We start from the raw sequence: 25,908 nt of genomic DNA, 5'->3' as shown, positions 1-25,908 counted from the left end.
TCCGCCCGTAGCAAAAGGATCCAGCGTCATGGCAGGCACGAACAGCGAGCGGCAACTTCTCACCGAAGGTCCGGTTATCATTCTCGTCGAACCCCAGATGGGAGAGAACATCGGAATGGTTGCGCGCGCCATGGCGAACTTCGGCCTAGCGGAACTCAGGCTCGTCAACCCGCGCGACGGCTGGCCGAACGACAAAGCTCAGGCTGCCGCCTCGAAGGCAGATCATGTGATCGATGGCACGAAGGTCTTCGAGACGCTGGAACAGGCGGTCGCCGACTTGAACTTCGTCTATGCGACGACGGCGCGCGAGCGGGACGGTTTCAAACCAGTGCGTTCGCCTGTCGTGGCGGCAGAGACGCTGCGGGCGAAATTCCGCGCGGGCGAGGGCACCGGAATCCTGTTCGGCCGCGAGCGGTGGGGTTTGACCAACGAGGAAGTCGCGCTTGCCGATGAGATCGTCACCTTCCCGGTCAATCCCGCTTTCGCGTCGCTGAATATCGCGCAAGCCGTGTTGCTGATGTCCTATGAGTGGATGAAGTCGGGCATGGAAGATATCGGAACCGTTCCCTTCCAGGCGATGTCACAGACGCAATCGACCAAGGAACAATTGTTCGGCCTCTACGACCAGCTGGAAGAGGCACTGGAGGCCCGCAATTATTTCCACCCTGCCGGGAAAAAGCCCAAAATGGTCGACAATCTGCGCGCAGTCCTGTCCCGCCGCGCCTTCACGGAGCAAGAAATCAGCGTGTTGCGCGGCGTGATCTCCTCCCTCGACCGCTTCTCGCGGAAGTATCCGCGCGGCAGCCGACCACCTGCAGATGCCAAGGAACAGCCGAACGATGACCCCAGCGGCGAATGAGCTGAAACCGGTTCTGGTCTTCGATTCCGGCATCGGGGGGCTGACAGTGCTGCGTGAGGCGCGCGTTCTGATGCCCGAGCGCGGTTTTATCTACATCGCTGACGATGCCGGCTTTCCCTATGGCGGCTGGGAAGAGCAAGCGCTGAAGGAACGGATCATCAGCCTTTTCGCCAGGCTGCTTGCGGAGCATGACCCAGAGGTCTGCATCATCGCCTGCAACACGGCGTTCACGCTGGTTGGCGCCGATCTGCGCGCGGCCTTTCCTCAGATGACCTTCGTCGGTACGGTACCGGCGATCAAGCCGGCGGCGGAGCGGACGCGCTCAGGGCTCGTCTCGGTGCTGGCGACGCCAGGGACGGTCAAGCGCGCCTATACACGCGATCTGATTCAGTCATTCGCGCAGCAATGCAATGTACGCCTCGTTGGCTCCGAAAACCTGGCGCGAATGGCGGAGGCCTATATCCGCGGGGATTCCGTATCCGACGAGGTCGTGCTGTCCGAGATCGACCAGTGTTTCGTGGAGAAGGACGGTCGCAAGACCGACATCGTGGTGCTTGCCTGCACGCACTATCCCTTCATGGCCAACGTCTTCCGGCGGCTCGCACCCTGGCCGGTCGATTGGCTGGACCCGGCGGAGGCGATTGCGCGGCGCGCCCGCAGTCTGGTACCGCAGGTCGCCGATGCTGTGCACTCCGATAATTTCGACTTTGCGGTATTCACCTCGGGCAATCCCGATTTTGCGACGCGGCGGCTGATGCAGGGATTTGGGCTCTTGGCTTGACGTTCGGCGCTAGCGCCAACACCAATCTGGTCTTGATGCAATAAGGGCTATCGCAAAGCTAAGCGACTGCGCAGACTGGGGGTTGTGATTCGCATCGATCCCGCCAGGCTCCGCATGTCCTTCCAAAAAAGTGTCATGGCTATCTTTTTCCTGCAGCCGATTGCGTTCGGCAGCTGGTTGCCGCGCATTCCTGAAATCCAGGCCCGTTTGGAACTCGGGCCTGCCGATCTTGCGCTGGCCTTGCTCGGAATGCCGGTCGGTATTCTCTCGACGCTGCCCGTCGCCGGTCGAGTGGTGTCTCATATCGGCGGCAAGGCCACTGTCATAGCTGGCTTCTTCGTCTTCTCGGTGATTGTCTGCCTACCGGCCTTCTCCCATACGCCGGTAGAGCTCTTCATTGCGCTGACGCTGCTTGGCATCGCGATGTCGACGCTGGAGTTGGGGCTGAATGTCGAGGCGGATCGCGCCGAAAAGGATACCGGCTCGATTATCATGAACCGCTGCCATGGGTTCTGGAGCCTTGGTATCATGGCCGGCAGCTTGCTGGGTTCGGCGATGGTGGCCATTGCAACGCCGGCCGAATGGGCGATCGTGGTGGCGGCCTCCATCGTTTTGCCGTTTGCTGTCCTGGCAAGCCTCCGCTTGCCGCCCGATCGCGAGGCTGGGTCGGCACCGCCGCATGCGCCATTCAAATTGCCGAGCAGCGCGCTCTTCGGCATCTGCGCCTTCGTCTTCGGGATTACCATGACCGAAGGGGCGATTGCCGACTGGTCGGCTGTCTATCTCAAAGACGTTTTCAGGACCGACGGTATGATGACCGGCATCGGATATACGATCTTTGCCTCGATGGTGGCCGCCGGGCGCTTCAGCGGCGACCATCTGAAGCAGCGTTTCGGCGCGATTTTACTGGCCAGGGGCTGCGGGGCGGCTGCTCTTGTGGGCATGCTGATCATCGTCTTTGCCTGGCATAGCCTGGTGACGTTGGCTGGCTTTGGGCTGGTCGGCATTGGTGTGTCGGTCGGCTTTCCCCTGGCCGTCACGGCGGCGGCAAGCCTCAAGGACCGACCCGCGGCAGCCAATGTCGCCATCCTGTCCTTTATGGCTCTTACAGGCTTTCTGATCGGGCCGCCGCTCATCGGTTTCATCGCCGAGGTGTCGGGTCTGCGCGTGGGGCTAGCGGTGTTGATTGTTCCGCTCGCCATCAGCCTTGCCTTCACGCGCATGCTCAAAATCCGGTTCTGACGTTTTCTCCTGTGGGTTTGTGCATCCGTGTCGCCAAAGACACGGTCAAACCTGCTAGCACGCCGTGTTCGATTGAAAGAGGAATGTGACATTGCAGGTTGGTATCGATATGGGATCGGCGTCGGGGGGGAATCCGGCCACGCTCGATATCGAGGAGCTTCTGGCTACCCGTCTTCTGGTGCAGGGCAATTCCGGCTCCGGCAAGTCGCACCTGCTCCGCCGCCTGCTGGAGCAATCCGCGCAGTGGGTGCAGCAGGTCATCATCGATCCCGAAGGTGATTTCGTCACGCTGTCGGATAAATTCGGCCATGTCGTCGTCGACGGCGAGCGGACCGAAGCAGAATTGGCCGGCATTGCCAACCGTATCCGCCAGCATCGCGTCTCCTGCGTCCTGACACTCGAAGGGCTTGATATCGAGCAGCAGATGCGTGCCGCCGCCGCTTTCCTCAACGGCATGTTCGATGCCGACCGCGAATACTGGTATCCGGTTCTCGTCGTGGTCGACGAGGCACAGATGTTTGCGCCTTCGGTCGGTGGCGACGTCTCGGAAGACGCCCGCAAGATGTCGCTCGGTGCGATGACGAACCTGATGTGCCGTGGCCGCAAACGCGGTCTTGCCGGAGTGATTGCGACGCAGCGCCTCGCCAAGCTCGCCAAGAACGTGGCCGCAGAAGCCTCGAACTTCCTGATGGGCCGCACCTTCCTCGATATCGACATGGCACGAGCGGCCGACCTGCTCGGCATGGACCGCCGGCAGGCGGAAATGTTCCGCGACCTGAAGCGCGGAAACTTCGTCGCGCTGGGCCCGGCGCTGTCGCGCCGTCCGCTACCGATCCAGATCGGTAATGTTGAAACGTCCGCGCGTTCGTCAAGTCCCAAGCTCATGCCGCTGCCGGATGCGCCGCAAGACGTCGAAGACCTGATCTTCACGCCGGATCCGGAAGAATTCCAGCGTCCGATCATCCGTCGCGCCCCGCCTGCGCCGCGGCCGACAACTGATATTCTCGCCGAATTGGCGCGTTCGGCGCCTGCTGCCTCGGCTCCCCCCTCGGAGACGCGGGTGCCACAGTCTGAGCTATCGGCGGAGGAGCGAGAGGAGCGCCTGACAGCCGTGCTTCACGAAATTCTGGACGATCCGGACTCCGGATTCCGAACGGATTCTGTGCTTTACCAGGAGTTCCTCGTGCGAGTTCGTATGCGCCGGGTTCCCGGTCCGCCGATGTCTTTGCCGGAGTTCAGGCGTCGGGTCGCGATTTCGCGCTCCGGCGTGGACGCGGCAACGGCGGAGACGGAGGCGTGGGCGACGGCGCTGTCGCTCTCTACCGGTGTTACCGATGATCTGCAGGGCGTCTTCCTGATGCTGGCGAAGGCCGCCGTCTGCGGCGAACCGTGCCCCTCGGACGCCCGGATTGCACGCGCCTACGGCACCCATTCGGCACGGCGGGCCAGACGCCTACTCGGATATTTTGAAGAGCAGGGCACCGTCGTCGTGCATACCGACTTTTCGGGCAAGCGTATCGTCGCGTTTCCCGACATGAACCGCCAGACGGCGCCAGGCGATGCAAATGCGGCTGATATGGCCGACGTTCCCTCTGCTGCAGAATAACGCAGCGATCGAGGCCGAGTTGTTCTCCGGCGAAAAGCGAACGCTAGGGACGGGACAGATGTGGATTGTGATTGACATTCCAGCGACTTCCCCCTAAAGACCGCGCCAGCACCGGGCAGAGATGTCCGGTGTTTCATTTGACATGTCCCGTGGATTTGTCCTGTTCGCGTAATGGGATGATCCTGTCGGATCCTCGAAAGAAGATCAAAGGAGGGCGTGTTTCCTTCACGCGGTTTGGCAACAGACCGTTCTAACTTTCTGAAAGGAAATACGATGAGCAAGCGCGAATCGTCTAAGTACAAGATTGACCGCCGTATGGGCGAAAACATCTGGGGCCGTCCGAAGTCCCCGGTGAACCGCCGCGAATACGGCCCGGGCCAGCATGGTCAGCGCCGCAAGGGCAAGCTGTCTGACTTCGGTGTGCAGCTGCGCGCCAAGCAGAAGCTCAAGGGCTACTACGGTGACCTGCGCGAAAAGCAGTTCCGTGCAATCTTCGCTGAAGCCGCCCGCCGCAAGGGTGACACCTCTGAAAACCTGATCGGTCTTCTGGAGTCCCGTCTGGACGCGATCGTCTATCGCGCCAAGTTCGTTCCGACCGTTTTCGCTGCCCGCCAGTTCGTGAACCACGGCCACGTGACCGTGAACGGCGTCCGCGTCAACATCGGTTCTTACCGTTGCAAGGCTGGCGACGTCATTGAAGTTCGTCAGAAGTCGAAGCAACTCGTTTCCGTTCTGGAATCGGTTGGTCTGGCTGAGCGCGACGTTCCGGACTACATCGAAGCCGACCACAACAAGATGGTTGCTACCTTCGCTCGTGTTCCGGCTCTCGGCGACGTACCGTATCCGGTCGTCATGGAACCGCATCTGGTGGTCGAATTCTATTCTCGCTAATCAGCGAGAGGCGTTTTCGCATACGGAAAAGCCGCCTCTCGGGGCGGCTTTTTTGTTATCTGGAGCGAGATGATCATGACGGATTTGCAGGCGATCCTCGACGGGATCTATACCGAACTCAAGCCGAGGATCGGCGAGGGCAGGGTGGCAGATTACATTCCCGATCTGGCCAAGGTTGATCCGAACCAGTTCGGGCTGACCGTGACGACGGTCGACGGCAGGATCTACAGCGTCGGCGATAGCGCCGTTCCGTTTTCGATCCAGAGCATCTCCAAGGTTTTCATGCTGACGCTGGCGCTGGGAAAAGTTGGCGAGCAGCTGTGGAAGCGCGTCGGCCGCGAGCCTTCCGGTTCGGCGTTCAACTCGATCGTACAGCTCGAGCAGGAATCGGGCATTCCGCGCAATCCCTTCATCAACGCCGGCGCGATCGCGGTGACCGATGTCGTCATATCAGGGCATGCGCCACGCGAGGCGATCGGCGAGCTGCTGCGCTTTGTGCGCTACCTCTCAGACGACGACGGGGTCACCATCGACGGTCGGGTTGCGAAATCGGAAACGCATACGGGCTTCCGGAACTTCGCGCTCGCCAATTTCATGAAAGCCTACGGCAATCTCGAGCACCCGGTCGAACACGTGCTCGGTGTCTATTTTCACCAATGCGCGCTGTCGATGTCATGCGAGCAGCTTGCCAAGGCCGGCCTGTTTCTGGCGGCACGCGGCAGCAACCCTGTGGCGGGTCTGTCGGTGGTGTCGCCGAAGCGCGCGCGGCGTATTAACGCCCTGATGCTCACCTGCGGTCATTACGACGGATCGGGCGACTTCGCCTATCACGTTGGTCTGCCCGGCAAGAGCGGCGTTGGCGGCGGCATCTTCGCCGTTGCTCCCGGGATTGCATCGATGGCGGTCTGGTCTCCGGGGCTGAACAAGGTTGGGAACTCGCAGCTCGGCGCTGTTGCGCTTGAGATGCTGGCGGCTCGCACCGGATGGTCGGTTTTCGGCGATTGATGCTGTGTTGCGTCGTGGCTTTCTGCTAGAGCAGATCAGACTCTGATTGGACGAAGATATGAACATCGCAGCCAATATTGCCGACGAGGTGGAGACAGCGGCAGCTGACGGCGGCATCGCGCATGCGCTGTTCGCCGATGCGCCGAGCTCCGTCTCGTTCAACAAGCTGCGGAAGCGTCTGCTGCGTCAGATCAGGCAGGCGTTCGACGACTTCGGCATGCTCAGAGGCCAGCAGCGCTGGCTGATCGGCCTCTCCGGCGGCAAGGATTCCTATGGGCTGCTGGCGCTGCTGCTCGACCTGCAATGGCGCGGTCTGTTGCCGGTCGAGTTGATCGCCTGCAATCTCGATCAGGGACAGCCGAACTTTCCAAAGCATATCCTGCCCGACTATCTCACGAGGATCGGCGTCAAGCACCGTATCGAGTATCGCGACACCTATTCGATCGTGAAGGAGAAGGTTCCGGAAGGGGCGACCTATTGCTCGCTCTGTTCGCGCCTGCGCCGCGGCAATCTCTACCGGATCGCCAAGGAGGAGGGCTGCGACGCATTGGTGCTCGGCCACCACCGCGAGGATATCCTCGAAACCTTCTTCATGAATTTCTTTCATGGTGGGCGGCTGGCCTCGATGCCGGCCAAACTGCTCAACGACGAGGGCAACCTGATGGTTCTGCGCCCGCTCGCCTACTGCGCGGAAGACGACATGGCGAAGTTTGCCGCGGCAATGCAGTTTCCGATCATTCCTTGCGACCTCTGCGGCTCGCAAGACGGGCTACAGCGCAATGCGATGAAGGATATGCTGGCCGATATCGAGCGCCGGATGCCGGGCCGCAAGGATACCATGCTCCGAGCACTTGCGCATGTGAACCCATCGCATCTCCTCGATCCCAAACTTTTCGATTTCGCCGGCCTGATGGCCGGGGAGACCGCGCCGAAGAGTGCGTAATCGGCGCGCACGCCAAGAAGGAAATTCCATGAGTTCGACGATAGATACCACGACGCTTGCCGATCTCCTCCGGCGGGCGGCGAAGGCGGAGATCTTGCCGCGTTTCCGCCGACTTGGGAGCAATGACGTCCGCGCCAAGAGCGAGGCAACCGATCTGGTCACGGAGGCCGATCTGCAGGCGGAGCGGATGATCAAGGCGGAGGCGGCCACGCTTTGGCCGGACGCTGTGTTCGTCGGCGAGGAGTCAGTTGCTGCCGATCCCGCGCTACTCGGCAAGCTCGAAGGCGCCGACCTTGCTGTCGTCGTGGACCCCGTCGATGGGACGTTCAACTTCGCGTCCGGGATACCGGCCTTTGGCGTCATGGCATCGGTCGTGGCCAGGGGCGAAACGGTCGCCGGCATCATCTACGACCCGATGGGTGACGATTGGGCGATCGCAGAGAAGGGCGGCGGCGCCTGGCTTCGGCGTCCCGGCGGCGAAACAGAACGGCTCTCCGTCGCTGCGCCCGTCGCGCTGGACCAGATGGTCGGCATGGCGTCGACCGGCTTCCTGCCGAAGCCCAAACGTGGCGAAATCCTTGCCAATCTGGCCAAGGTCCGGTTCCTCGCCAACTACCGCTGCGCAGCCCACGAATATCGGGCCTTTGCGGGCGGCCACGTGCACTATCTCATGTATAACAAGCTGATGCCCTGGGATCATCTTGCCGGCACGCTTCTCAGCATCGAGGCCGGGGCCTATGCGGCCCGCTTTGACGGGTCGCCGTATCTGCCGCATCACATCACCGGCGGCTTGCTGATTACGCCGGACAGGGCGAGCTGGGAACTCCTGCGGCGTGAGGTCTTCACAGTCTGACAAAAAGCCCACCGAACTGTCGGGCTCCTAAATGTGGAATACGTTTGGCGCAGGCCGCTCACCTCGCGCGCCTCCGTTTCCGCTTCAAGGCAAATCATCAGCGTCAATGGATCGGCCGCGTTTGCACAGACATACAATACCAGAAGGAAACGCCGAGCTTAGGATGCTCCTCCTATGTTGAAACGACCTGGAGAGCGAACATGGATACTGCTCAGGCGCTGGCCTTCCTGTTGTTTGCATTTATCGCGGCGGTCACGCCGGGGCCCAGTAACGCGATGATCCTGTCCGCCGGTGCGGCCGTCGGCGCTTTGAGAGGTATCACCTGTCCGATCGGTGCGTCGGTGGGAATGGGGGTGATGATTGTTCTGAGCGCCTTCGGCGTTGGAGAGATTGTCGCGGCTGCGCCAACGGTTGTGATTGCGATGAAGGTGGCGGGATCTCTGTTCTTGCTGTTGTTAGCTTGGCAGATCGTCAATGCAGGCACCTTCGAGGCGGACGGTCAGGGGCGTGCGACGGGATTTCTTCAAGCTTTCCTCTTCCAGTGGCTGAATCCAAAAGGCTGGCTTGTCGCCCTGAGTGCGGGAAGTACCTATCTCGTACCTGTGCAGTACAATCCAATCAGCGCCGCCTTGTGGATGGGGACACTTTTTGTTGCTGCGGCATTTCCTGCGGGCATGCTGTGGCTTGCGACGGGCGCGCTTATGGCCAGCCTTCTCCGGGGTGAGCGTTCGGCCAGGCTCTTCAATATCGTCATGGCATTGGCGCTGGCTGCGTCGGTTGTTCTGGTCTGGCGATAAACCTGAGAGGGAGTGCCGCCCGCAACGAGTGCCGCGAGCGACCACCACGGAAGTGTAGCGCATTCCTATTGAAGGAAGCCGAACCAGCCATTAGAAGTGTCCGGCACTCGGATCGAGCTGAGGGCTGTCGCCCGGATGCGTAAAGAGCTTGCCGCCTTCCGCCCAGAGCGTTGCGGCGATGCTGATCGCGCCGAAGACCGCGAAGCCGCCGAACAGCGGCTGGACTGTGCCATTGAACAGCTGGCCAACCGTGCCGCCGAGGATCGCGCCGAAGGTCGTCGACACGAAGCCGGTGATGGCGGTCGCCGTGCCGGCCAGATTGCCCATCGGCTCCAGGCTGATCGCAGTGAAATTGGTCGCGATGACGGCAAACATCATCAGCAGGATGGTGAAGAGCGCATAGGCGAAGGCGAAATCGGGGCGGCCGCCAAGCGCCTTGACGTAGCCGATTGCCGAGACGATCGTGAACAGGATCATGGCGACGTGCGAAATGCGGCGCATGCCGAACTTGCGCACGAAGAAGCCGTTGGCGAAGTTTGCCACCGCGATACCGCCTGCCGTTGCCGCAAACGCGATCGGCAGCCAGTCGCCAAGCCCGTAGACCTCGCCGAAAACCTGCTGGACCGAAATGACGTAGGCGCTGATGACGCCCGTGAACATGGTGAGACCGATCATGTAGCCGCAGGTGATCTTGTTGGTCAGAACGGTCTTGAAGCCGTCGACGACGGAGCCGACCGAAAGTGGGATGCGCTCCTCCTTCGGCAGAGACTCCTTGAGACGCAGCAGCGCCCAGATGAACAGGATTGCGCCAACCAGGCCGAGCAGGATGAAGATCCAGTGCCAGTTGGCATAGGTGATGATCAACTGACCCACCGAAGGTGCCACGATCGGCACGATCATGAAGACGATCATCACGTAGGACATGACACGCGCCATCTCGCGGCCGCCGAAGCAGTCACGAACGATCGCCATGGTGGTAATGCGAACGGCAGCGCCTCCGAGGCCCTGAATGAAGCGCATGACCAGCAGCATTTCAAAGCTGCCGGTGGCAGCCGCGGCGAACATGGCGAGCACATAGACCGCCAGACCGCCGAGCAGGATGTTGCGACGACCGAAGGTGTCCGACAGGCTGCCAAAGATGATCTGCGACACGCCGAAGCCGAGGAAGAAGACGCCGATCACCAGCTGCGTATCGTTGGCGTTGGTGACGCCAAGCGAGTGGCCGATCGCTGGCAGGGAAGGCAACATGCTGTCGATCGCCATGGCGATGCTGGCCGTCATGATGGCGATGGTGACGACGAATTCGACGAAGCCCATGCCTATTCGGCGGGAGCCCTGATTTTCAACATGTGGTTTATGGGCAGGCGTCATAATGGAAATCCTGAAATATGAAGTGGGGCGAGCCGATCAGACCGCGGGATTGTGCGGTTGGAAAAGGCGCCCCTTTTCTGCGATCAAAACGAAGATCAGACCGATGATCGAGACGGTGAAATAGCCCGCGACCATCGGCAGCGCGGTGCCGTTGAATGCCTGGCCGATACCGGCGCCGATCAACGCACCGCCGACCGTGCTCATGAAGCCGAGCACGGACGAGGCCGTTCCCGCGACATGGCCGAGCGGCTCCATTGCAAGCGAGTTGAAGTTGGAGCCGATCCACCCGAACTGGAACATCGCCAGACCGAAGAAGCCGATGAAGAGGGGGAAGGGCATCGGATGCGGTCCGAGGATGAGGGCTGCAAGCCAGATCGTGTTGATGGTGATGAAGCCGACCAACGCGCCATGCGACAGCCGCCGCATCCCGAACTTGCCGACGAGCCGCGAGTTTAGGAAGGACGACAGCGACATGAAGACGGCAACACCGGCAAAAGCAAAGGGGAAGTACACGCCGAGATCGTAGATTCCGACATAGATCTGCTGCGCGGAGTTGATGAAGCCGAACAGCGAACCGAAGATGAAGGTACTGGCGATCGTGTAGCAGAGCGCAATGCGGTTCGTGAGAACCAGCTTGAAGCCGCCGATTACCGAGCGGGCGGTGAAGGGGCGAACATTCGCGGGACGCAGGGTTTCGGGAAGGCGGAGATAGGCCCAGATTGAAATCAAAGCCGCCATGATGGCGATGAACACAAAGATCAGATGCCAGCTACCGAAGAACATGATGATCTGGCCGCTGCCTGGCGCGATGACGGGAACGATCATGAAGACCATCATGATCAGCGACATCACTTCCGCCATTTGCCGACCGCCGTAGATATCACGGACGATGGAGATCGTGATGACGCGCGTGGCCGCCGAACCAATGCCCTGAACGAAGCGAAGCACGAGGAGGCCGGCAAAGGACGGCACGAGCGCGATCCCGAGTGCGGAACAGATATAGATGACGAGGCCAATCAGCAGCGGAAGGCGACGGCCGAAGCGGTCGGAGAGGGGACCGTAGAAGAGCTGCGCCAGGCCGAACCCGAGCAGATAGGAGGAGACGACGAACTGGCGGTGATTTTCGCTCTCGACGCCGAGGCTCGCGCCGATCTGCTGCAACGCCGGAAGCATGATGTCGATCGCAAGCGAATTGACCGCCATCAGGAAGGCGGCGAGCGCTATGAATTCCCCTTTGCCCATGGGCAATTGGCCCGCGTGCACCGCTTGTGATGAATCTGTCACAATGAAATTCCCATAAACAGGCCAAGGCGCTGTTCAGCACAGCGCCTCGGACTCAAAATACAAGATTTGGAAACCGGGCGGACGCCCGGTGACCGGACAGGTCAGGCGGCGCCGCGAACGGTGACGCCGTGTTCCTGCAGGTGCTGCTGCAACTCACCGGCCTGGAACATTTCCCGGACGATGTCGCATCCGCCGACGAACTCGCCCTTCACGTAGAGCTGCGGGATCGTCGGCCAGTTGGAATAATCCTTGATGCCCTGGCGGATTTCGGAGTCAGCGAGCACGTTGATGCCCTTGTAGTCGACGCCGATGTAATCGAGAATCTGCACGACCTGGCCGGAGAATCCACACTGCGGAAACTGCGGCGTGCCCTTCATGAAGAGGACGACGTCGTTGCTCTTGATTTCGTTGTCGATGAATTCGTTGATGCCGCTCATAGGGACTTAATCCTTTCCACAGGCGAGTTAAAGGCCCGCCGTTTCAATCGTTAAGCTTAGATAGCATGTGATCGGCGGAATTCCAGCAGGCCGGGGCAAAAAAAGAGCACCCTAACGGTTTGCTGAGCGCGGATTGTTGCCCTTGCGTTACGCCGCCTCCGGAAGTGACGCGATATGGTGCTAGCCGCGCCCGCTCGTCATGGGAATCCACCCGGATTTCGCCACAATTGTCGCAGATTGCGGCGCAGCAATTATTGCCGCTGCGCGGCCACGAAAGAGAATAATGACATTGATTTCAAAAAGGGTCGTTCTCCACTTTCCGGGGTTCGAGCCGCTTGATGGGCGTGCCCACTGGTCGCGCTACGCACGATCAGCAAAGCAAAGCGCGGCCGTCTGGAATTTCTCAGCGGTGACAAGCGAACCGGAATGCGGACCGGATTCAACGAGCTTCAAGGTGCAAGCGAGCGCCGATGGCTGGGAGACCAGCAACCACATCCATGTCTTCGACCACAATGCCCTCGTCGAAAGGCTTAGGACGGACGGCCGGGCGGCGCAGATCAGCGCAGGTTTTTGGAGCGCGTTGCAGGTCATCGCCTATGGCGGGATGGCCGGCTATTTCAGGCATGCCTGGCGGTTCGGACTGTTCTTCATCTTCCCGTTTCTGATGATGATCCTCGGCTTCTCGCTCAGTGCCACGATCGCTGTCATACCGATCGGAATGGAGTTGCCCGGCTTTCATCTTCTGTGGAGCGCGGCGCTGGCGTCGTGTTTCTTCGTCTTCGCGTTTCTACCTTTTGCCGAACGTTTCTACACGTTGCATCTTTTCGCGGACTGGCGCATGGCGGTGGCTCTTGCTCGGATGAGCCATCCAGAATTCAACGAGTGGCTCGATCGCTGTGCCACCACTGCCCGGGCGGCCTTGTCGGAGCCGGCGGACGAATATGTAATCTCATCTCACAGCATGGGCTCCAGCGTGGCGGCGCATGTCATCGGCATACTTCTCGAGCAGCATCCGGATATTCTCGCCGGCAAGAGCGTGATCTTTGCGACGCTCGGGTCAGCAATCCTGCAATGTGCATTGTTGCGTCCCGCGCAGTTGCTGCGGTCGCGCGTGGGCCTGATAGCGAGATGCGACACCGTCAAATGGCTCGATGTCCAGTGCCTGACCGATGCAATCCATTTCTACAAAGTGCCGGTGGTGGCCGTTTGCGGGCACGCTGATCTACGCCCAGCCAAGATGGCGTTCATCCGCGTCAAGCAGATGCTGACCGTTGGACACTACAGGAAGATCAAGAAGGACTTTCTGCGCGTGCATCGGCAGTACGTCCTGGGTCCGGACTTGCGGGCTCCCTTCGACTTCACGCTGCTGACGGCCGGCCCACGGTCCGGCTCGGTCTTTGCCGAGACCGGCTACAACAAAATGCCCGGCTTGTGACCGGGCATTTTGCATTCGCTATCAATCAGGTGCCGATGTCTGCAGCGCCAGGGCATGCAGTAAGCCGCCCATGTTTCCCTTGAGGGCTTCATAGACCATTTGATGCTGCTGCACGCGGCTCTTGCCGCGAAAGGCTTCCGCGACGACTTCCGCTGCATAGTGGTCGCCGTCGCCGGCGAGATCGCGAATGGTTACCTTGGCGCCGGGGATTCCAGCCTTGATCATGTCTTCGATATCACCGGGTTTCATAGGCATGATCGTTACTCCTTGCGCATTATTCCGTGGCAGCGAGCGTGCCATGGCCTTCCATGTAATCAGGGAACCATGATTCATGGGCGTCGCGCAATTGCTGAATCGGCAGCGACAGCAGATCGTCGACCACAAGGCTATTACCCTCGACCGTGCCGAGGCGGCGGAAGGGTATGCCCGCACCTTCGGCATTGGCGCAGACGAAGTTTGCGACATCCGCCGGCACCGTCAGCACGTAGCGGGCCTGATCTTCGCCGAACAGCAGCGCGTGCGGCGCTCCCCTGCATTCACGGAGATTGATGCTGAGGCCCTTGCCTGACGCCATCGCCATTTCGGCGAGAGCGAGCAGGAGGCCACCTGAAGAGATATCGTGGCAGGCCGTTGCCTGGCTGTTGCGGATGACCGAGCGCACGAAGTCGCCGTTGCGGCGCTCTGCAAAGAGGTCGACCTCCGGAGCAGGGCCTTCGGTGCTGCCGATAACATCGCGCAGGTAGACCGACGAACCGAGATGGCTGCCGTCGGTACCGATCATGATCACCTTATCGCCAATCGAGGCGCTGCCGATACGCGCCATCTTCTTCCAGTCGGGCAGAAGGCCAACACCGGCGATCGTCGGCGTCGGCAGGATCGCAACACCATTGGTTTCATTGTAGAGCGAGACATTGCCCGACACGATGGGGAAATCGAGAACCCGGCAGGCTTCTCCAATGCCCTTCACGGCTTGGACGAACTGGCCCATGATCTCGGGCTTCTCAGGATTGCCGAAGTTCAGGTTGTCGGTCGCCGCCAGCGGTTCTGCGCCGGTTGCCGTGATGTTGCGCCAGCATTCCGCGACCGCCTGCTTGCCGCCTTCGAACGGGTCTGCCTCAACATAGCGCGGCGTGACGTCAGAGGAAAAAGCGAGAGCCTTGCTCGCATGGTTTTCGACGCGAACGACGCCGGCATCACCGCCAGGAAGCTGAAGCGAGTTGCCCTGGATCAGGGTATCGTATTGTTCGTAGACCCAGCGGCGGCTTGATTGATTGGGAGAGCCAACGAGCTGCAACAGCGCCTGACTGTAATCGGCCGGTGCAGCAACGAGGTTGGCAGGCAGCGCCGCGCGCTTGTCGGACTCGCGCCACGGACGGTCATATTCCGGCGCCTGATCACCGAGATCCTTGATCGGCAGGTTGGCGACTTCCTCGCCCTGATGAACAACCCGGAAGCGCAGGTCGTCGGTGGTCTTGCCGACGATGGCGAAATCGAGGCCCCACTTGACGAAGATCGCCTTGGCGACGGCTTCCTTCTCGGGCTCCAGCACCATGAGCATGCGCTCCTGGCTCTCCGACAGCATCATTTCGTAGGCCGTCATCTGCTCTTCGCGCACCGGCACGGTATCGAGATCGAGCAGGATGCCTAGATCGCCTTTGGCGCCCATTTCCACGGCCGAGCAGGTGAGGCCGGCAGCACCCATGTCCTGGATGGCGATGACGGCGCCCGTCTGCATCAGCTCCAGGCAGGCTTCCAGCAGGCACTTTTCGGTAAAGGGGTCGCCGACCTGAACGGTCGGGCGCTTCTCTTCGATGGATTCGTCGAATTCAGCCGACGCCATGGTCGCACCGCCAACGCCGTCGCGGCCCGTCTTCGCGCCGAGATAGACGACTGGGAGGCCGAGGCCCTTGGCTTCCGAGAGGAAGATCGCGTTCGACTTCGCCAAACCAGCGGCAAAGGCGTTGACCAGAATGTTGCCGTTGTAGCGGGCGTCGAATTCCACTTCGCCGCCGACGGTCGGCACGCCGAAGGAGTTGCCGTAGCCGCCAACGCCGGAAACGACGCCAGAGACGAGGTGACGGGTCTTCGGATGGTCCGGCTCGCCGAAACGCAGCGCATTCATCGCTGCGATCGGGCGGGCGCCCATGGTGAAGACATCGCGCAGAATGCCGCCGACACCCGTCGCCGCGCCCTGATACGGCTCGATGTAGGAGGGGTGATTGTGGCTCTCCATCTTGAAGACGACGCAGTCGCCATCATCGATATCGACGACACCTGCATTTTCACCCGGTCCCTGGATGACGCGCGGGCCTTTCGTCGGCAGCGTGCGCAACCACTTCTTCGAGGATTTGTACGAGCAGTGCTCGTTCCACATGGCCGAGAAGATGCCGAGCTCCGTAAAGGTCGGTTCGCGGCCGATAAGGTCCAATATCCGCTGATATTCGTCTGGCTTCAGGCCATGGGCGGCGATCAGTTCGGGGGTGATCGGGCGGGTATTGGAAATGGTCATGAGCTCTCGGAAGTCCCTGCCGTTGCGCGATTGCGGTGTCTTTAGCCTAAGTGAATGAAACGCGCGACAGGAAAATGCCCGCTGTTAACAGACAGCGGGCACCGAAAGGCAACCGCGATGGCTTAGAACTTGTAGCCGACCTGGACGCCGGCGCGCGTCATGCCGTTGTTCGGCCCGTCGCAGAGATTGGCGTGGGACGAATGAGCGACCTGCGCAATCACGTTCCAGTGCTGATAGAATCTGTAGCCCGCGCCCAGATATTCGTGGAAGAGGAACCGACAGCCGAGGCTCGGACCATCCGTATTGCCCTCGAGCTCGCCGTTGTGCCTGAGGCCGCCGAAGCCGGCTTCGGCAAAGAGCTTCTCATTGAAGTTCGCGGTCCACGCCAGACCCGTCGCCTGCATGAGCCGGAATGACAGAGATATTGGCAAGAGCCGCCGCCAGAAACGCTATCGATGAACGCGGCATAATCTTCCGGAATTCGGTCGCCATTCAGATTACCTCGTCCGACGCACGCCAGATTGCTGATCCGAATTTCGTACATCGATCATGGTTAAGTAGAGCGGCTTTTGCCGGCCGTCGCTGCTTTGTCTCTGGTCTGCGGCCCATCTGCCGCAGTCTCAAATCTCGCCATCATACCCGGCGCCGCCGCTTTCTAGCAGGCGTCGCAATGTCATGAGACCTGCAACCAAATCTTCACGGTTTCTCGGCGAGGAGAAGCCTATCCGTACGCGGTGATAGACTTTCTCGGCGCGAGCTGCCTTGAACTCATCCTCGTCATCGATCAGCACGCCGTCTCTATAAGCGGCGTTCTTGAACGTTCCTGAGAGCCAGGGGTCGGGCAGTTTCAGCCAGAGGAAGGGCACGTGCGGATGCGATACGAAGTCGTATCCTTGCAGCTGTTCACGTGCAAGACGTTCGCGGATGGACAGTTCCGCCGCGCTTGCCTTGCGGATCTCGTGCGCCTGGCCGCTTTCCACAAGACGAGCGCAGGCTTCAGCCAGAATGAAAGGCAGCCCGCCAGTAATCATCTTGTGCGTCACCTTGATCCGTTGCGCAAAATGCGGCGGGCAAGCGACCCAGCCGCCGCGCACGCCGGCAGCCACCGACTTTGAAAGGCCACTGATCAAAAACGTGCGATCGGGTGCGAGCGACGCAAGCAGGGGATTTTCGTCTCCGGTCATCCCACCATAGAGATCGTCTTCAATCAGCCAGACCCCGTGCCGGCGCGCAATTTCTGCGACCCGTGTCCGGCGTTCGTGTGGCATCGTCGCCAGGGTGGGATTGTGCGCGGTTGGCATCAGGAACGCGAGTTTGGGATGCTGCTGAAGGCAGAGGCGTTCGAAGTCATCGGGTATCACGCCATTCTCGTCGGACTCCACGGTAATCGTGCGGCGACCGAGAATGCGGGCGCTGCGGCTGACCTGCGTATAGCTCAGATCCTCAAATACGATCTTGTCGCCGGGCGATGACACGGCCGAGATGACCGAGACAGCCGCTGCATGGGCCCCAAGGGTAGGGACGATGTTTTCTGTCTCAGGCGTCCAATCGTTTCTGGCGAGCCAACGCCGACCTGCTTCGTACCAGTTTCGCGGGAAGACCCGGGAATAGGACGAAATCTCGGAAAGCTGATCCTCGCCAATTTCAGCGAGCACTTTACCGATGATCTTGCCTTGGCCAAGATCCGGAGCCGCCGTGGTATCAAAGCGTATCTTGCCGACAGGCGCATCGATCGCGCGTGTGCCGCCGAGCGCAATGGTCAGCGGGTCCAGCTGATTGCCGGGTGTGGTCTCGGCGCGATCCAGCACATAGGTTCCGCGGCCAACTTCGCCCGCGACGAGGCCGCGCTCGTGCACCAGCGCGTAAGCACGGCCGATTGTCCCGATTGTTACGCCAATATCGTAGGCCAGGTTTCGCTGCGGCGGCAGTTTGCTGCCGGCCGGCAATGTGCCGCTAGCGATGGCTGATTCAATGCTGTCGGCAATCCGGAGATAGACCGGGCCGGAACCACGAGAAACGTCTGGGAGCCAAGTTGTCATGATGACAATTCTATATATTGTCACCCTTCTGTGGTCAACATTATGTAGAACGACGGATACAATTCTGCTTGGAGAATGATATGTCTGCCGTTCCAGAGAACGAGCCCCGGATTGCACCTCAGTTTTTCAAGGTACAATCTACGCAATACAGTATTCCGCAAGACTCGGGCGACGCATCGCGCGCTCGGGGCTTGCTGCAGTCCGCATGGCATCGGCTATCGTCGTGGCACCAGAAGCGCGAGACCCGCAGGGTCCTGCGCGATCTGACGGACGACGGACTGTTGGACATTGGCATCACGCGTGCGCAAGCACGCGAGGAAGCCGGCAAATCGCTCTTCTGGGATTGATCAGCCGCAAGCCTTGCCGCCGGATGCCCAGCGGGTGACATCCTTGACGATCCGCGGCCCTGTGGAGCCTTGCATCATTGGACCAAAGGCGTCGAGCTTGGAAGGGTTGCCTTCGGCCTGAACGACCAGTAGCGGACGGCTTTCGGGACTTCCCTTATGCACGACGAGAATGCGCGGACGACCGGAGAAGGAATTCAGTTCGGGCGCCAGCCTGTAGTCAGCGAAAGCGGCATCGCCGGACTTGAACCAGCAGGCGTTGGCGCCGAGAGCAACACGCTCCATGGTCGAAAGCGCGCTGCGATCCGGACCCTTGGCCGGCGTGTTCGATTGGCACGACGCAACCAGTGCCGCTGTTGCGGCAATCGCGAGAACACGTGTCGTCGAGAGGCGAGGGCGCATCAATCTTGCTCCAATGGACGGGATGAATGGCCTCTTACCTGCCGAAGGTTAAGCAGCGATTACCTCGAGGGCCGAAGCGAACAGAGCGCGGCCGTCGGAACCACCATGCGCCGCTTCGATGAGGTTTTCGGGGTGCGGCATCATGCCGAGGATGTTGCCCTTGTCGTTCATGACGGCGGCAATATCGTTCATCGAGCCGTTCGGATTGGTGCCTTCCGCATAGCGGAAAACGACCTGACCGTTGCCCTCGATCGTCGCCAGCGTCTCTGGGTCGGCGAAATAGTTGCCATCGTGATGCGCAACGGGGCAGCGAATGATCTGGCCCTGGGAATAGGCACGGGTGAAATCGGTGTCGGCGTTGGCGACTTCAAGCTTGATCTCACGGCAGACGAACTTAAGCGAGGCATTGCGCATCAGTGCACCGGGTAGCAGACCTGCCTCGAGGAGGATCTGGAAGCCGTTACACACACCGAGAACCTTGACGCCCTTGTTCGCCTTTTCGACGATTGCCTGCATAACCGGCATGCGCGCTGCGATGGCGCCACAACGAAGGTAGTCGCCATAGGAAAAGCCGCCAGGGATGACGATAAGGTCGACGTCCGGAATGTCCGTCTCCGTTTGCCAGATCGTCACCGGAGCATGACCGGAGATTTTCGTCAGTGCAGCGATCATGTCGCGATCGCGATTGAGGCCCGGAAGTTGAACGACGGCTGATTTCATGACTGCGGCTAAAACCTTGTTTGTGCTTCTGCAAGTTCTCTAAGTACGAGACGCTTTTCAATACGCTCCAGCCGGCCTTCGTGCCGACCGAGGACACCGTAAATACTGTGTATTTCCTGCTGCATCGAAGTCATCGTGTCGCTCATGCAGTGCATTTCGCTCCGGATCTCTTCAAGCGACGCATCTAGCGTATCGATGTGTTCGTGCATTTTCGTCAACAACTCAAGCATGAGCTCTTGCGTCAATTCAGCCATCGAGTGCGCTCCTCGACCAGATTAGTCGACGGAAATATTATAGTTCTCGATCACCGTATTTGCGAGGAGTTTCTCGCACATCGCCTTGAGGTCGCTCTCCGCTTTCGCCTTGTCAGCGCCTTCGAGTTCGACGTCGAAAACCTTGCCCTGACGGACATGCCCGACACCATCGAATCCAAGCGCGCCGAGGGCGCCCTCGATTGCCTTGCCCTGCGGATCGAGAACGCCGTTTTTCAGCGTGACGGTTACACGAGCCTTGATCACTTTATCTTCCCTGTCTTGCTTGGCCTGAATGTCTTACTTCACGAGTACCGGACCGGTGCCGCGCACAGGCTCGTTCTCGTTGATGATGCCGAGACGACGCGCAACTTCCGAATAGGCTTCGAGAAGGCCGCCCATGTCGCGGCGGAAGCGGTCCTTATCCATCTTCTCACGGGTATCGATATCCCACAGACGGCAGGAGTCCGGCGAAATCTCATCGGCGAGGATGATGCGCATCATGTCGCCTTCATAGAGGCGGCCGCATTCGATCTTGAAGTCGACAAGCTGGATGCCGACACCTAGGAAAAGGCCGGTCATGAAGTCGTTGACGCGAATGGCGAGCGCCATGATGTCATCGAGTTCGGCGGGGTTTGCCCAGCCGAAAGCGGTGATGTGCTCTTCAGAGACCATCGGATCGTCGAGCGCGTCAGACTTGTAGTAGAACTCGATGATCGAGCGCGGCAGCACCACGCCTTCCTCGATTCCCAGGCGCTTGGACAGTGAACCGGCGGCAACGTTGCGCACAACGATCTCGAGCGGGATCATTTCCACTTCGCGGATCAACTGCTCGCGCATATTGAGGCGGCGGATGAAATGCGTAGGAATGCCGATCTTGTTCAGATGGCTGAAGATGTATTCCGAAATACGGTTATTCAGAACGCCCTTGCCATCGATGACTTCGTGCTTCTTCTTGTTGAAGGCGGTGGCATCGTCTTTGAAGAACTGGATCAGCGTGCCCGGTTCCGGGCCCTCATACAGAATCTTTGCCTTGCCCTCGTAGATACGGCGGCGACGGTTCATTGCAATTGTTCTCTATCGTTGGCGCTCTTGGGATAGCGCGAGTGGATCGATCTCGTGGCGTCCCCTTAAAGGAAAAGCGAGGGTTTCACAATCCGCCTGTCACTCCTTCCCCGGATTCCGGGGCTTCCGGAGTCCGCTAAGAGAATCGAAGACCTTCTGCAAGGCAGTTTACAGGTTTTTCGCGGCCAACGGAATGTGACGCAGCGGCGTCAGGGCAGTCATGCAAGCCTTTATCTCGCGCCCGAGCCGCTGAGCGACTTACGCAAATCGTGCTGCAAACCACGCGCAAGGCCCTCGACGCCGCGCCAGGACGCGGCGCGCACGAAAGGCGGTATCTGCAGGGCGGGCATGGGGCGGGCGAGCGCGTAGCCCTGCAGCATATCGCAACCGAGATCACAGAGAATGCGGACGTGGTCCATCGTTTCGACGCCCTCCGCGGTGACGAGGATATTCAGCGAACGGCCGATATCGATGATCGAGCGGACCAGTTTCCGCTGCTCGGCGGAATGTGGCAGCATGCGGATCAACTCGCGGTCGATCTTCAAGGTCTTCGGACTCAGCTTCAAAAGACTGACAATGGATGCATGGCCGGTGCCGAAGTCATCGATCTCTATGTCGATTCCGAGGCGGCGCAGGTGCCGGAGATTGGCGATCACGGCATCGTCGCAATCGTCGAGTGAAATCGATTCAAGCAGCTCGAACGAGATTGTGCGAGGTTCGATCTTCAAGCCGCGAAGCTTCTTCGCAAGGTTTGGATCACCGAGACGACGCGACGACACGTTGACCGCAATCTTCGGGATGAGAAGACCCTCGTGCTCCCATCGGTGCCGGTCCGCGAGCGCCTGCTCGAGGATCAGCCCGTCGATGGTGGAGACCACATCCAGATCCTCAGCGATCGTCAGGAAACGATCAGGCGCCAGCAAACCATGTTCCCGGTGCTGCCAGCGCGCCAGCGTCTCGACGCCGGCGACATCGAGCGTTCGGGCATGGAACTGCAACTGGTAGAGCGGGACAAATTCACCCCGCTCGAGACCGAGGAGGATTTCGTCCGCCAGCCGCTTGCTGGCGATGATGCGGTGCCGCTCGTCGGTCGAGAAGAATTCGTGTCGGTTGCGTCCGCCGCTTTTCGCGCGATAGAGCGCGATGTCAGCATTGAGCAGAAGCTGCTTGGCATCGAGCGCCGGACCGCTTTCAGTCGCAATGCCGATGCTGGCGCCGAAACGGCAATCGTGGCCCTCGTAGCGAATGGGCTTGCAGAGCTCGCGGATGATGCGCTCCGCCAGATTGGAGATCTTCTTCGGCGTGACATCGAGTGTGCAGAGGACCACGAATTCATCGCCACCAATGCGGGCGACGAAATCGGTCGAACGGACGCTCCCCGTCAGCACCTGTGCTGCATGCTTCAGCATTGCGTCGCCGGCGCGGTGGCCGAGCGTATCGTTGATCTGCTTGAAGCGGTCGAGATCGATGTGGAGGATCGCGAGCGTCAGCCCGGTGCGGCGACATTCGGCGGAACGCTCGTCCAGCATACGGTCGAGGTATCGCCGGTTTGGCAAGGCGGTGAGATAATCGTGCAACGCCAGGTGCTCGATGTTCTCCTTGGCGCTTTCGAGTTGCCTGTTGCGGGCTTCGGCGAGATCCTTGGCGCGCTGCAACTCGGTATTGAGCCTAACTTCGGCGGTCACATCCCAATTCGCGCCAATCAGCTTGCGGCGCCCGTCGCTGTCAAGAAAGAAGGCTGCTTTTGCGCGGATGACACGTTCGATCCCGTCCTGCCTGATGATGCGGAATTCGTGTTGGAAATCGGTGTTGTTGGCGACGCTCTCATTGATGGTCGCCAGTACGCGATCCCTGTCGTCGGGATGCAGCGACGCCTCCCAGGCGTTGCCGGTGCTGGAAGCAGACGTGTTGGTAATGCCGTAGATTGCCAGAAGGCGATCGTCCCAATCGACGGTGCCGTTTTCGATATCTGCCTCGAAGACGCCGATATCAGAGATATCGAGCGCGAGATCCAGGCGACGCGACAGATGCGCAAGCCGCTCCTCGGCCTCCTTGCGTGCGGTGATATCGTTGTCGGTGCCGACGAGCCGGGCAGGGGCGCCGTTTTCGTCCCATTCCACGCAAGCGCCTCGGCACTCGATCCAGATCCAGTGGCCGTCTCTGTGGCGCTCCCGATACTCGAAAATCTGATAGTCCGGATCGCCGGCGTTCTGCCGTTCGATGGCCTTGACGACGAAGTCCCGGTCGTCCGGGTGGATGAGTTCGATCCACGTGTCATAGTCGCCGTCGGCATCCTCATCGGGCGCCATGCCGCGCATGATTTTCCACGTGTCGGAGTAATAGCGTTTGCCAAGACGCAGATCGTGGTCCCAGACGCCGAGGCCCGATCCAACAAGAGCGTAGTTCCAGCGGCTCTCGCGTTCCGAGGGTTCAACACTGTTTTGCGGGGCCGTGTCGCCGTCAAACGCCGCGGTGTCAAGCTTGGTCTTCGATTTGACCCGTTTGTCGGGAGTTGTTTGCTTCAATCTGCATACTCGCTCTTTTAGCGTGTATATATTTTGCATTCATTGAATTAAACAGCCCTTAATGTCGTCAAAATAATAATAATGCAAAAACAAATGCTTAGTCGTGCTGTAATGGGTGCATGCGCCGGGAGGCGGGGTAACTTTTCCGCAATGTGCATACACTTGTCTGGCAGCACCCTATATTGCACCGATCCGGGAGGGAATGACATGTCTCCAGAATGGCCGATGTTCATCCTGCAATGCATCGTTCTCGTGGGCCTGGCGGGCGTTCTCTTCATTCGCGGAGAGGGCGACTAGCCGCCAGATCAGCCACAAACCGTCTGTGCGTGTCCACGACGCGTGGCGTCGGTACAGTCAGCTATGGGTCGTGATCTCGCTCCTTCGTTTCGCGAGCGGCCGAGAAATGATCTTGAAGCGCTGAGGCTTCGCGAATTTGCCGATCGCATCGATGCAGCTCTATTGAGGGCGTTACGGCTTCAAGCGGCTCAGGAACTGCGCAAACACCATGGTTCCTTCCGGCCATGGCCCGTGGCCCGACTCGCTGTTGATGTGCCCGGCTTCCCCCGCATCGATGAGGAGGGATCCCCAACTTGCCGCGATGTCATCGGCGTGTTCGTAGCTGCCGAAGGGATCATTGCGGCTGGCGATTGTGATCGTCGGAAACGGAAGTGGGTCGCGCGGGTACGGCCCGAATGTCATCAGGTGCTTCGGTCGTATTGCCGGATTGGCAACATCCGGCGGTGCGACGAAGAATGCCCCCGCCACCTTGTTGCGAAAATGCGGAATTGCGTGGATGGCGGAAGGAATGCCAAGCGAATGCGCAACCAATACCACCGGTCGCGTCGCGGCATTCACTTCCTCGGCAATGCGGTTCACCCAATCGTCGCGGACCGGCTTCGACCATTCAGCCTGTTCGACACGACGAGCCGTGCTGAGCTTGGCCTCCCAGCGGCTTTGCCAGTGGTCGGGACCGGAATTTGTATAACCGGGGATGATGAGAATTTCGGCGTCTGAAGCTTTCATGATGCGCGGATTTGAGAAAGCTTGGCGGCGATGTCAAGGGAGGGTGGGACAAGGCCGCCGAAATTTGTTATGTTTTCAGCAGTGCCGGTTGCGTCTCGTATCGGCGTTATCGCCGATCCTTTCGCTGCCGGCTATCTTGGCTGAGGAGGAGAAAGCCATGACGGCATTCCATGTTATGTCGGGTGCAGGCGATGTCTACACACGCCCGGTCGTCAACAAGATCAGCGTTGCGGATGTCTTCGATGCGCTACGGCGCGGGCTCGACGATTTTCGAGAAAAACCATCCCACTATGTATTTCTGTGCCTGATGTATCCGATTGCCGGCATTTTTCTTGCGCTCGCAACATCAAGTGCCAACCTCCTGCCAATGATTTTTCCGCTGATATCAGGCTTTGCGCTGATCGGTCCCGTCGCCGCGATCGGGCTCTATGAGATCAGCCGCAGGCGGGAAGCCGGCCTGGACACCTCATGGAGACATGCCCTCGAGGTGACAAGATCGCCGGCGTTCCCATCGATCATTGCCGGCGGATTGCTGCTCTTCGGCTTCTTCGTCGTCTGGCTCGTCGCTGCGCAGACGCTCTATTCGAACGTCTTCGGCGACGTTTTCCCGCGCTCGATCTCCCTATTCTTCTCGGAGATCTTCGGCACGCCTGTGGGAATCCAGCTGATCATATGGGGACATCTGCTCGGTCTGGGCTTTGCCATCATCGTCCTTGCGACGACCGTCGTGACCTTTCCCTTGCTGCTGGATCGGGACGTCGGTCTCGTTTGCGCGATGGAAACGTCGGTCAGGGCGACCGTCGCCAACCCGGTGCCGGTCTTCTGCTGGGGTCTCATCATCGCTGTGAGCCTCATCGTTGGCACGATCCCGCTGTTTGTCGGGCTTGCCCTGGTCATGCCTGTGCTCGGCCACGCCAGCTGGCATCTCTACAGGAAGCTCGTGGCACCACCGGTCGTCTGACGGCCACAGGGCTGGAACTGGACCACCTCCCTCGGAGTTTCGCTGAGGCGAATACCCGAGGGAGTTACACATGGCTACGCCGCAACATCTGTTTACCCGCTTTGCCAGCAAGACGTCTGAATGGGCAGGGCGACCCGTGACGTTCGTGCTTGCCGTCGTCCTTGTCGCTGTCTGGGCGGGGACGGGGCCGCTCTTCGACTTCTCGGAGACTTGGCAGCTGGTCATCAACACAGGAACGACCATCATCACGTTTCTGATGGTGTTCGTGTTGCAGAACGCACAGACCAGGGATGCTCGCGCTGTTCAGGCCAAGCTCGACGAAATTATTCTGACGAGCCACGCCGAGAACAAGTTCATCGGGATCGAGCACCTCGATGACGAAGACCTGAAGCATTTGGATCGCCTGGTCGCCAAGGCGGCAAAGGGAGTGCGCGAGGGGCGGACAAACGGAACGCCGAAGGCGACAAATTCCAATGATGAGGCGAACGAAAAAAGGACATCGGCAAAGCCCCGGAAGCCGAAACGGAAAACGGCGCCCTCGAAGGCGCCGTCCCGGTAGTCAAAC

At 60.0% G+C, this 25,908-nt stretch carries 26 protein-coding genes and 1 pseudogene; 13 read left to right on the top strand and 14 right to left on the bottom strand.

Annotated features, from left to right (window positions below; all coding sequences use genetic code 11):
• The first annotated feature begins 28 nt into the window (after nt 1–28).
• The 9 genes from ACSQ9D_RS08360 (at nt 29) to ACSQ9D_RS08320 (ending at nt 8,977) form a co-directional block, all read left to right on the top strand.
• Nucleotides 29–859 (top strand): RNA methyltransferase, encoded by an 831-nt coding sequence (locus ACSQ9D_RS08360; RefSeq protein ID WP_436281841.1) that lies wholly within the window; start codon nt 29–31, stop codon nt 857–859.
• Nucleotides 840–1,640 carry a glutamate racemase gene (murI, locus tag ACSQ9D_RS08355; protein ID WP_436281840.1) on the top strand — a complete coding sequence of 267 codons (801 nt, stop codon included), beginning with the start codon at nt 840–842 and terminating at the stop codon, nt 1,638–1,640. The genes ACSQ9D_RS08360 and murI overlap by 20 nt, the downstream gene beginning before the upstream one ends.
• Nucleotides 1,641–1,754: 114 nt before the next feature.
• On the top strand, nt 1,755–2,882 hold the full coding sequence (locus ACSQ9D_RS08350) for an MFS transporter (RefSeq protein WP_436281839.1): 1,128 nt from the start codon (nt 1,755–1,757) through the stop codon (nt 2,880–2,882).
• Nucleotides 2,883–2,973: 91 nt separating this feature from the next.
• Entirely contained in the window at nt 2,974–4,488 is a 1,515-nt protein-coding gene (locus ACSQ9D_RS08345; RefSeq protein WP_436281838.1) for a helicase HerA domain-containing protein, read from the top strand.
• 273 nt (nt 4,489–4,761) lie between these two features.
• The gene (gene rpsD / locus ACSQ9D_RS08340; RefSeq protein WP_024312755.1) at nt 4,762–5,379 is read left to right on the top strand and encodes a 30S ribosomal protein S4; all 618 of its coding nucleotides are present in this window, start codon (nt 4,762–4,764) and stop codon (nt 5,377–5,379) included.
• Between the two features lie 75 nt (nt 5,380–5,454).
• The gene (locus ACSQ9D_RS08335; protein WP_436281837.1) at nt 5,455–6,384 is read left to right on the top strand and encodes a glutaminase; all 930 of its coding nucleotides are present in this window, start codon (nt 5,455–5,457) and stop codon (nt 6,382–6,384) included.
• Nucleotides 6,385–6,442: 58 nt separating this feature from the next.
• On the top strand, nt 6,443–7,327 hold the full coding sequence (gene ttcA, locus ACSQ9D_RS08330) for a tRNA 2-thiocytidine(32) synthetase TtcA (RefSeq protein ID WP_436281836.1): 885 nt from the start codon (nt 6,443–6,445) through the stop codon (nt 7,325–7,327).
• 28 nt (nt 7,328–7,355) lie between these two features.
• Nucleotides 7,356–8,180 (top strand): inositol monophosphatase family protein, encoded by an 825-nt coding sequence (locus ACSQ9D_RS08325; RefSeq protein ID WP_436281835.1) that lies wholly within the window; start codon nt 7,356–7,358, stop codon nt 8,178–8,180.
• A 200-nt stretch (nt 8,181–8,380) separates the two neighbouring features.
• A complete protein-coding gene (locus ACSQ9D_RS08320) occupies nt 8,381–8,977 on the top strand; it encodes a LysE family translocator (RefSeq protein ID WP_436281834.1) in 597 nt (198 codons plus the stop codon).
• Nucleotides 8,978–9,067: 90 nt separating this feature from the next.
• On the opposite strand, the gene ACSQ9D_RS08315 is transcribed toward ACSQ9D_RS08320, so the two are convergent.
• From ACSQ9D_RS08315 to grxD, 3 genes are all read right to left on the bottom strand, one after another.
• Nucleotides 9,068–10,348 carry a multidrug effflux MFS transporter gene (locus tag ACSQ9D_RS08315; RefSeq protein WP_436281833.1) on the bottom strand — a complete coding sequence of 427 codons (1,281 nt, stop codon included), beginning with the start codon at nt 10,346–10,348 and terminating at the stop codon, nt 9,068–9,070.
• 36 nt (nt 10,349–10,384) lie between these two features.
• Nucleotides 10,385–11,590 (bottom strand): multidrug effflux MFS transporter, encoded by a 1,206-nt coding sequence (locus tag ACSQ9D_RS08310; RefSeq protein ID WP_436283792.1) that lies wholly within the window; start codon nt 11,588–11,590, stop codon nt 10,385–10,387.
• A 143-nt stretch (nt 11,591–11,733) separates the two neighbouring features.
• The gene (gene grxD / locus ACSQ9D_RS08305) at nt 11,734–12,069 is read right to left on the bottom strand and encodes a Grx4 family monothiol glutaredoxin (RefSeq protein ID WP_016554134.1); all 336 of its coding nucleotides are present in this window, start codon (nt 12,067–12,069) and stop codon (nt 11,734–11,736) included.
• Nucleotides 12,070–12,352: 283 nt separating this feature from the next.
• Here grxD and ACSQ9D_RS08300 point away from each other — a divergent pair, with 283 nt between their 5' ends.
• Nucleotides 12,353–13,504 carry a hypothetical protein gene (locus ACSQ9D_RS08300; protein WP_436281832.1) on the top strand — a complete coding sequence of 384 codons (1,152 nt, stop codon included), beginning with the start codon at nt 12,353–12,355 and terminating at the stop codon, nt 13,502–13,504.
• Nucleotides 13,505–13,525: 21 nt separating this feature from the next.
• Here ACSQ9D_RS08300 and ACSQ9D_RS08295 read toward each other — a convergent pair whose 3' ends face one another.
• The 4 genes and pseudogenes from ACSQ9D_RS08295 to ACSQ9D_RS08280 form a co-directional block, all read right to left on the bottom strand.
• The gene (locus tag ACSQ9D_RS08295) at nt 13,526–13,759 is read right to left on the bottom strand and encodes a BolA/IbaG family iron-sulfur metabolism protein (protein WP_024312746.1); all 234 of its coding nucleotides are present in this window, start codon (nt 13,757–13,759) and stop codon (nt 13,526–13,528) included.
• Nucleotides 13,760–13,778: 19 nt separating this feature from the next.
• A complete protein-coding gene (purL, locus tag ACSQ9D_RS08290; RefSeq protein ID WP_436281831.1) occupies nt 13,779–16,013 on the bottom strand; it encodes a phosphoribosylformylglycinamidine synthase subunit PurL in 2,235 nt (744 codons plus the stop codon).
• A gap of 122 nt (nt 16,014–16,135) precedes the next feature.
• Nucleotides 16,136–16,408: pseudogene (locus ACSQ9D_RS08285) on the bottom strand (acyloxyacyl hydrolase); the annotation flags it as partial.
• Nucleotides 16,409–16,633: 225 nt separating this feature from the next.
• Nucleotides 16,634–18,052 carry a PLP-dependent aminotransferase family protein gene (locus tag ACSQ9D_RS08280; protein ID WP_436281830.1) on the bottom strand — a complete coding sequence of 473 codons (1,419 nt, stop codon included), beginning with the start codon at nt 18,050–18,052 and terminating at the stop codon, nt 16,634–16,636.
• Between the two features lie 80 nt (nt 18,053–18,132).
• Between ACSQ9D_RS08280 and ACSQ9D_RS08275 the strand changes: the two genes are divergently transcribed.
• Nucleotides 18,133–18,399, top strand: coding sequence for a DUF1127 domain-containing protein (locus ACSQ9D_RS08275; RefSeq protein ID WP_436281829.1), 267 nt, complete (start codon nt 18,133–18,135; stop codon nt 18,397–18,399).
• Here the strand turns inward: ACSQ9D_RS08275 and ACSQ9D_RS08270 are convergent, their stop codons facing one another.
• The 7 genes from ACSQ9D_RS08270 to ACSQ9D_RS08240 all read right to left on the bottom strand — a co-directional run bounded on the left by ACSQ9D_RS08270 (nt 18,400) and on the right by ACSQ9D_RS08240 (nt 24,382).
• Nucleotides 18,400–18,798, bottom strand: a complete 399-nt coding sequence (locus tag ACSQ9D_RS08270) for a hypothetical protein (protein ID WP_436281828.1) — start codon at nt 18,796–18,798, stop codon at nt 18,400–18,402. It abuts the gene before it with no gap.
• Nucleotides 18,799–18,846: 48 nt separating this feature from the next.
• Nucleotides 18,847–19,518 carry a phosphoribosylformylglycinamidine synthase subunit PurQ gene (gene purQ, locus ACSQ9D_RS08265; protein ID WP_037119229.1) on the bottom strand — a complete coding sequence of 224 codons (672 nt, stop codon included), beginning with the start codon at nt 19,516–19,518 and terminating at the stop codon, nt 18,847–18,849.
• Nucleotides 19,519–19,526: 8 nt separating this feature from the next.
• Nucleotides 19,527–19,772 (bottom strand): hypothetical protein, encoded by a 246-nt coding sequence (locus tag ACSQ9D_RS08260; RefSeq protein ID WP_072376108.1) that lies wholly within the window; start codon nt 19,770–19,772, stop codon nt 19,527–19,529.
• 21 nt (nt 19,773–19,793) lie between these two features.
• Nucleotides 19,794–20,036, bottom strand: a complete 243-nt coding sequence (gene purS / locus ACSQ9D_RS08255; RefSeq protein WP_007789552.1) for a phosphoribosylformylglycinamidine synthase subunit PurS — start codon at nt 20,034–20,036, stop codon at nt 19,794–19,796.
• A 33-nt stretch (nt 20,037–20,069) separates the two neighbouring features.
• Nucleotides 20,070–20,834: a phosphoribosylaminoimidazolesuccinocarboxamide synthase gene (purC, locus tag ACSQ9D_RS08250; protein WP_007532892.1), complete on the bottom strand. Its 765-nt coding sequence runs from the start codon at nt 20,832–20,834 to the stop codon at nt 20,070–20,072.
• A gap of 230 nt (nt 20,835–21,064) precedes the next feature.
• The gene (locus ACSQ9D_RS08245) at nt 21,065–23,359 is read right to left on the bottom strand and encodes a putative bifunctional diguanylate cyclase/phosphodiesterase (RefSeq protein WP_436281827.1); all 2,295 of its coding nucleotides are present in this window, start codon (nt 23,357–23,359) and stop codon (nt 21,065–21,067) included.
• 468 nt (nt 23,360–23,827) lie between these two features.
• On the bottom strand, nt 23,828–24,382 hold the full coding sequence (locus ACSQ9D_RS08240; protein ID WP_436281826.1) for an RBBP9/YdeN family alpha/beta hydrolase: 555 nt from the start codon (nt 24,380–24,382) through the stop codon (nt 23,828–23,830).
• A 157-nt stretch (nt 24,383–24,539) separates the two neighbouring features.
• On the opposite strand from ACSQ9D_RS08240, the gene ACSQ9D_RS08235 reads away from it, so the two are divergent.
• Nucleotides 24,540–25,343 carry a DUF2189 domain-containing protein gene (locus ACSQ9D_RS08235; protein WP_436281825.1) on the top strand — a complete coding sequence of 268 codons (804 nt, stop codon included), beginning with the start codon at nt 24,540–24,542 and terminating at the stop codon, nt 25,341–25,343.
• 70 nt (nt 25,344–25,413) lie between these two features.
• The gene (locus ACSQ9D_RS08230; RefSeq protein WP_436281824.1) at nt 25,414–25,902 is read left to right on the top strand and encodes a low affinity iron permease family protein; all 489 of its coding nucleotides are present in this window, start codon (nt 25,414–25,416) and stop codon (nt 25,900–25,902) included.
• Nucleotides 25,903–25,908 lie beyond the last annotated feature (6 nt).

The sequence above is a fragment of the Rhizobium sp. LjRoot258 genome, from assembly GCF_964254185.1.
Lineage (GTDB): Bacteria > Pseudomonadota > Alphaproteobacteria > Rhizobiales > Rhizobiaceae > Rhizobium.
The sequence above is the reverse complement of the archived record's forward strand: the minus strand, read 5'-3'. Positions and strand labels throughout refer to the sequence as shown.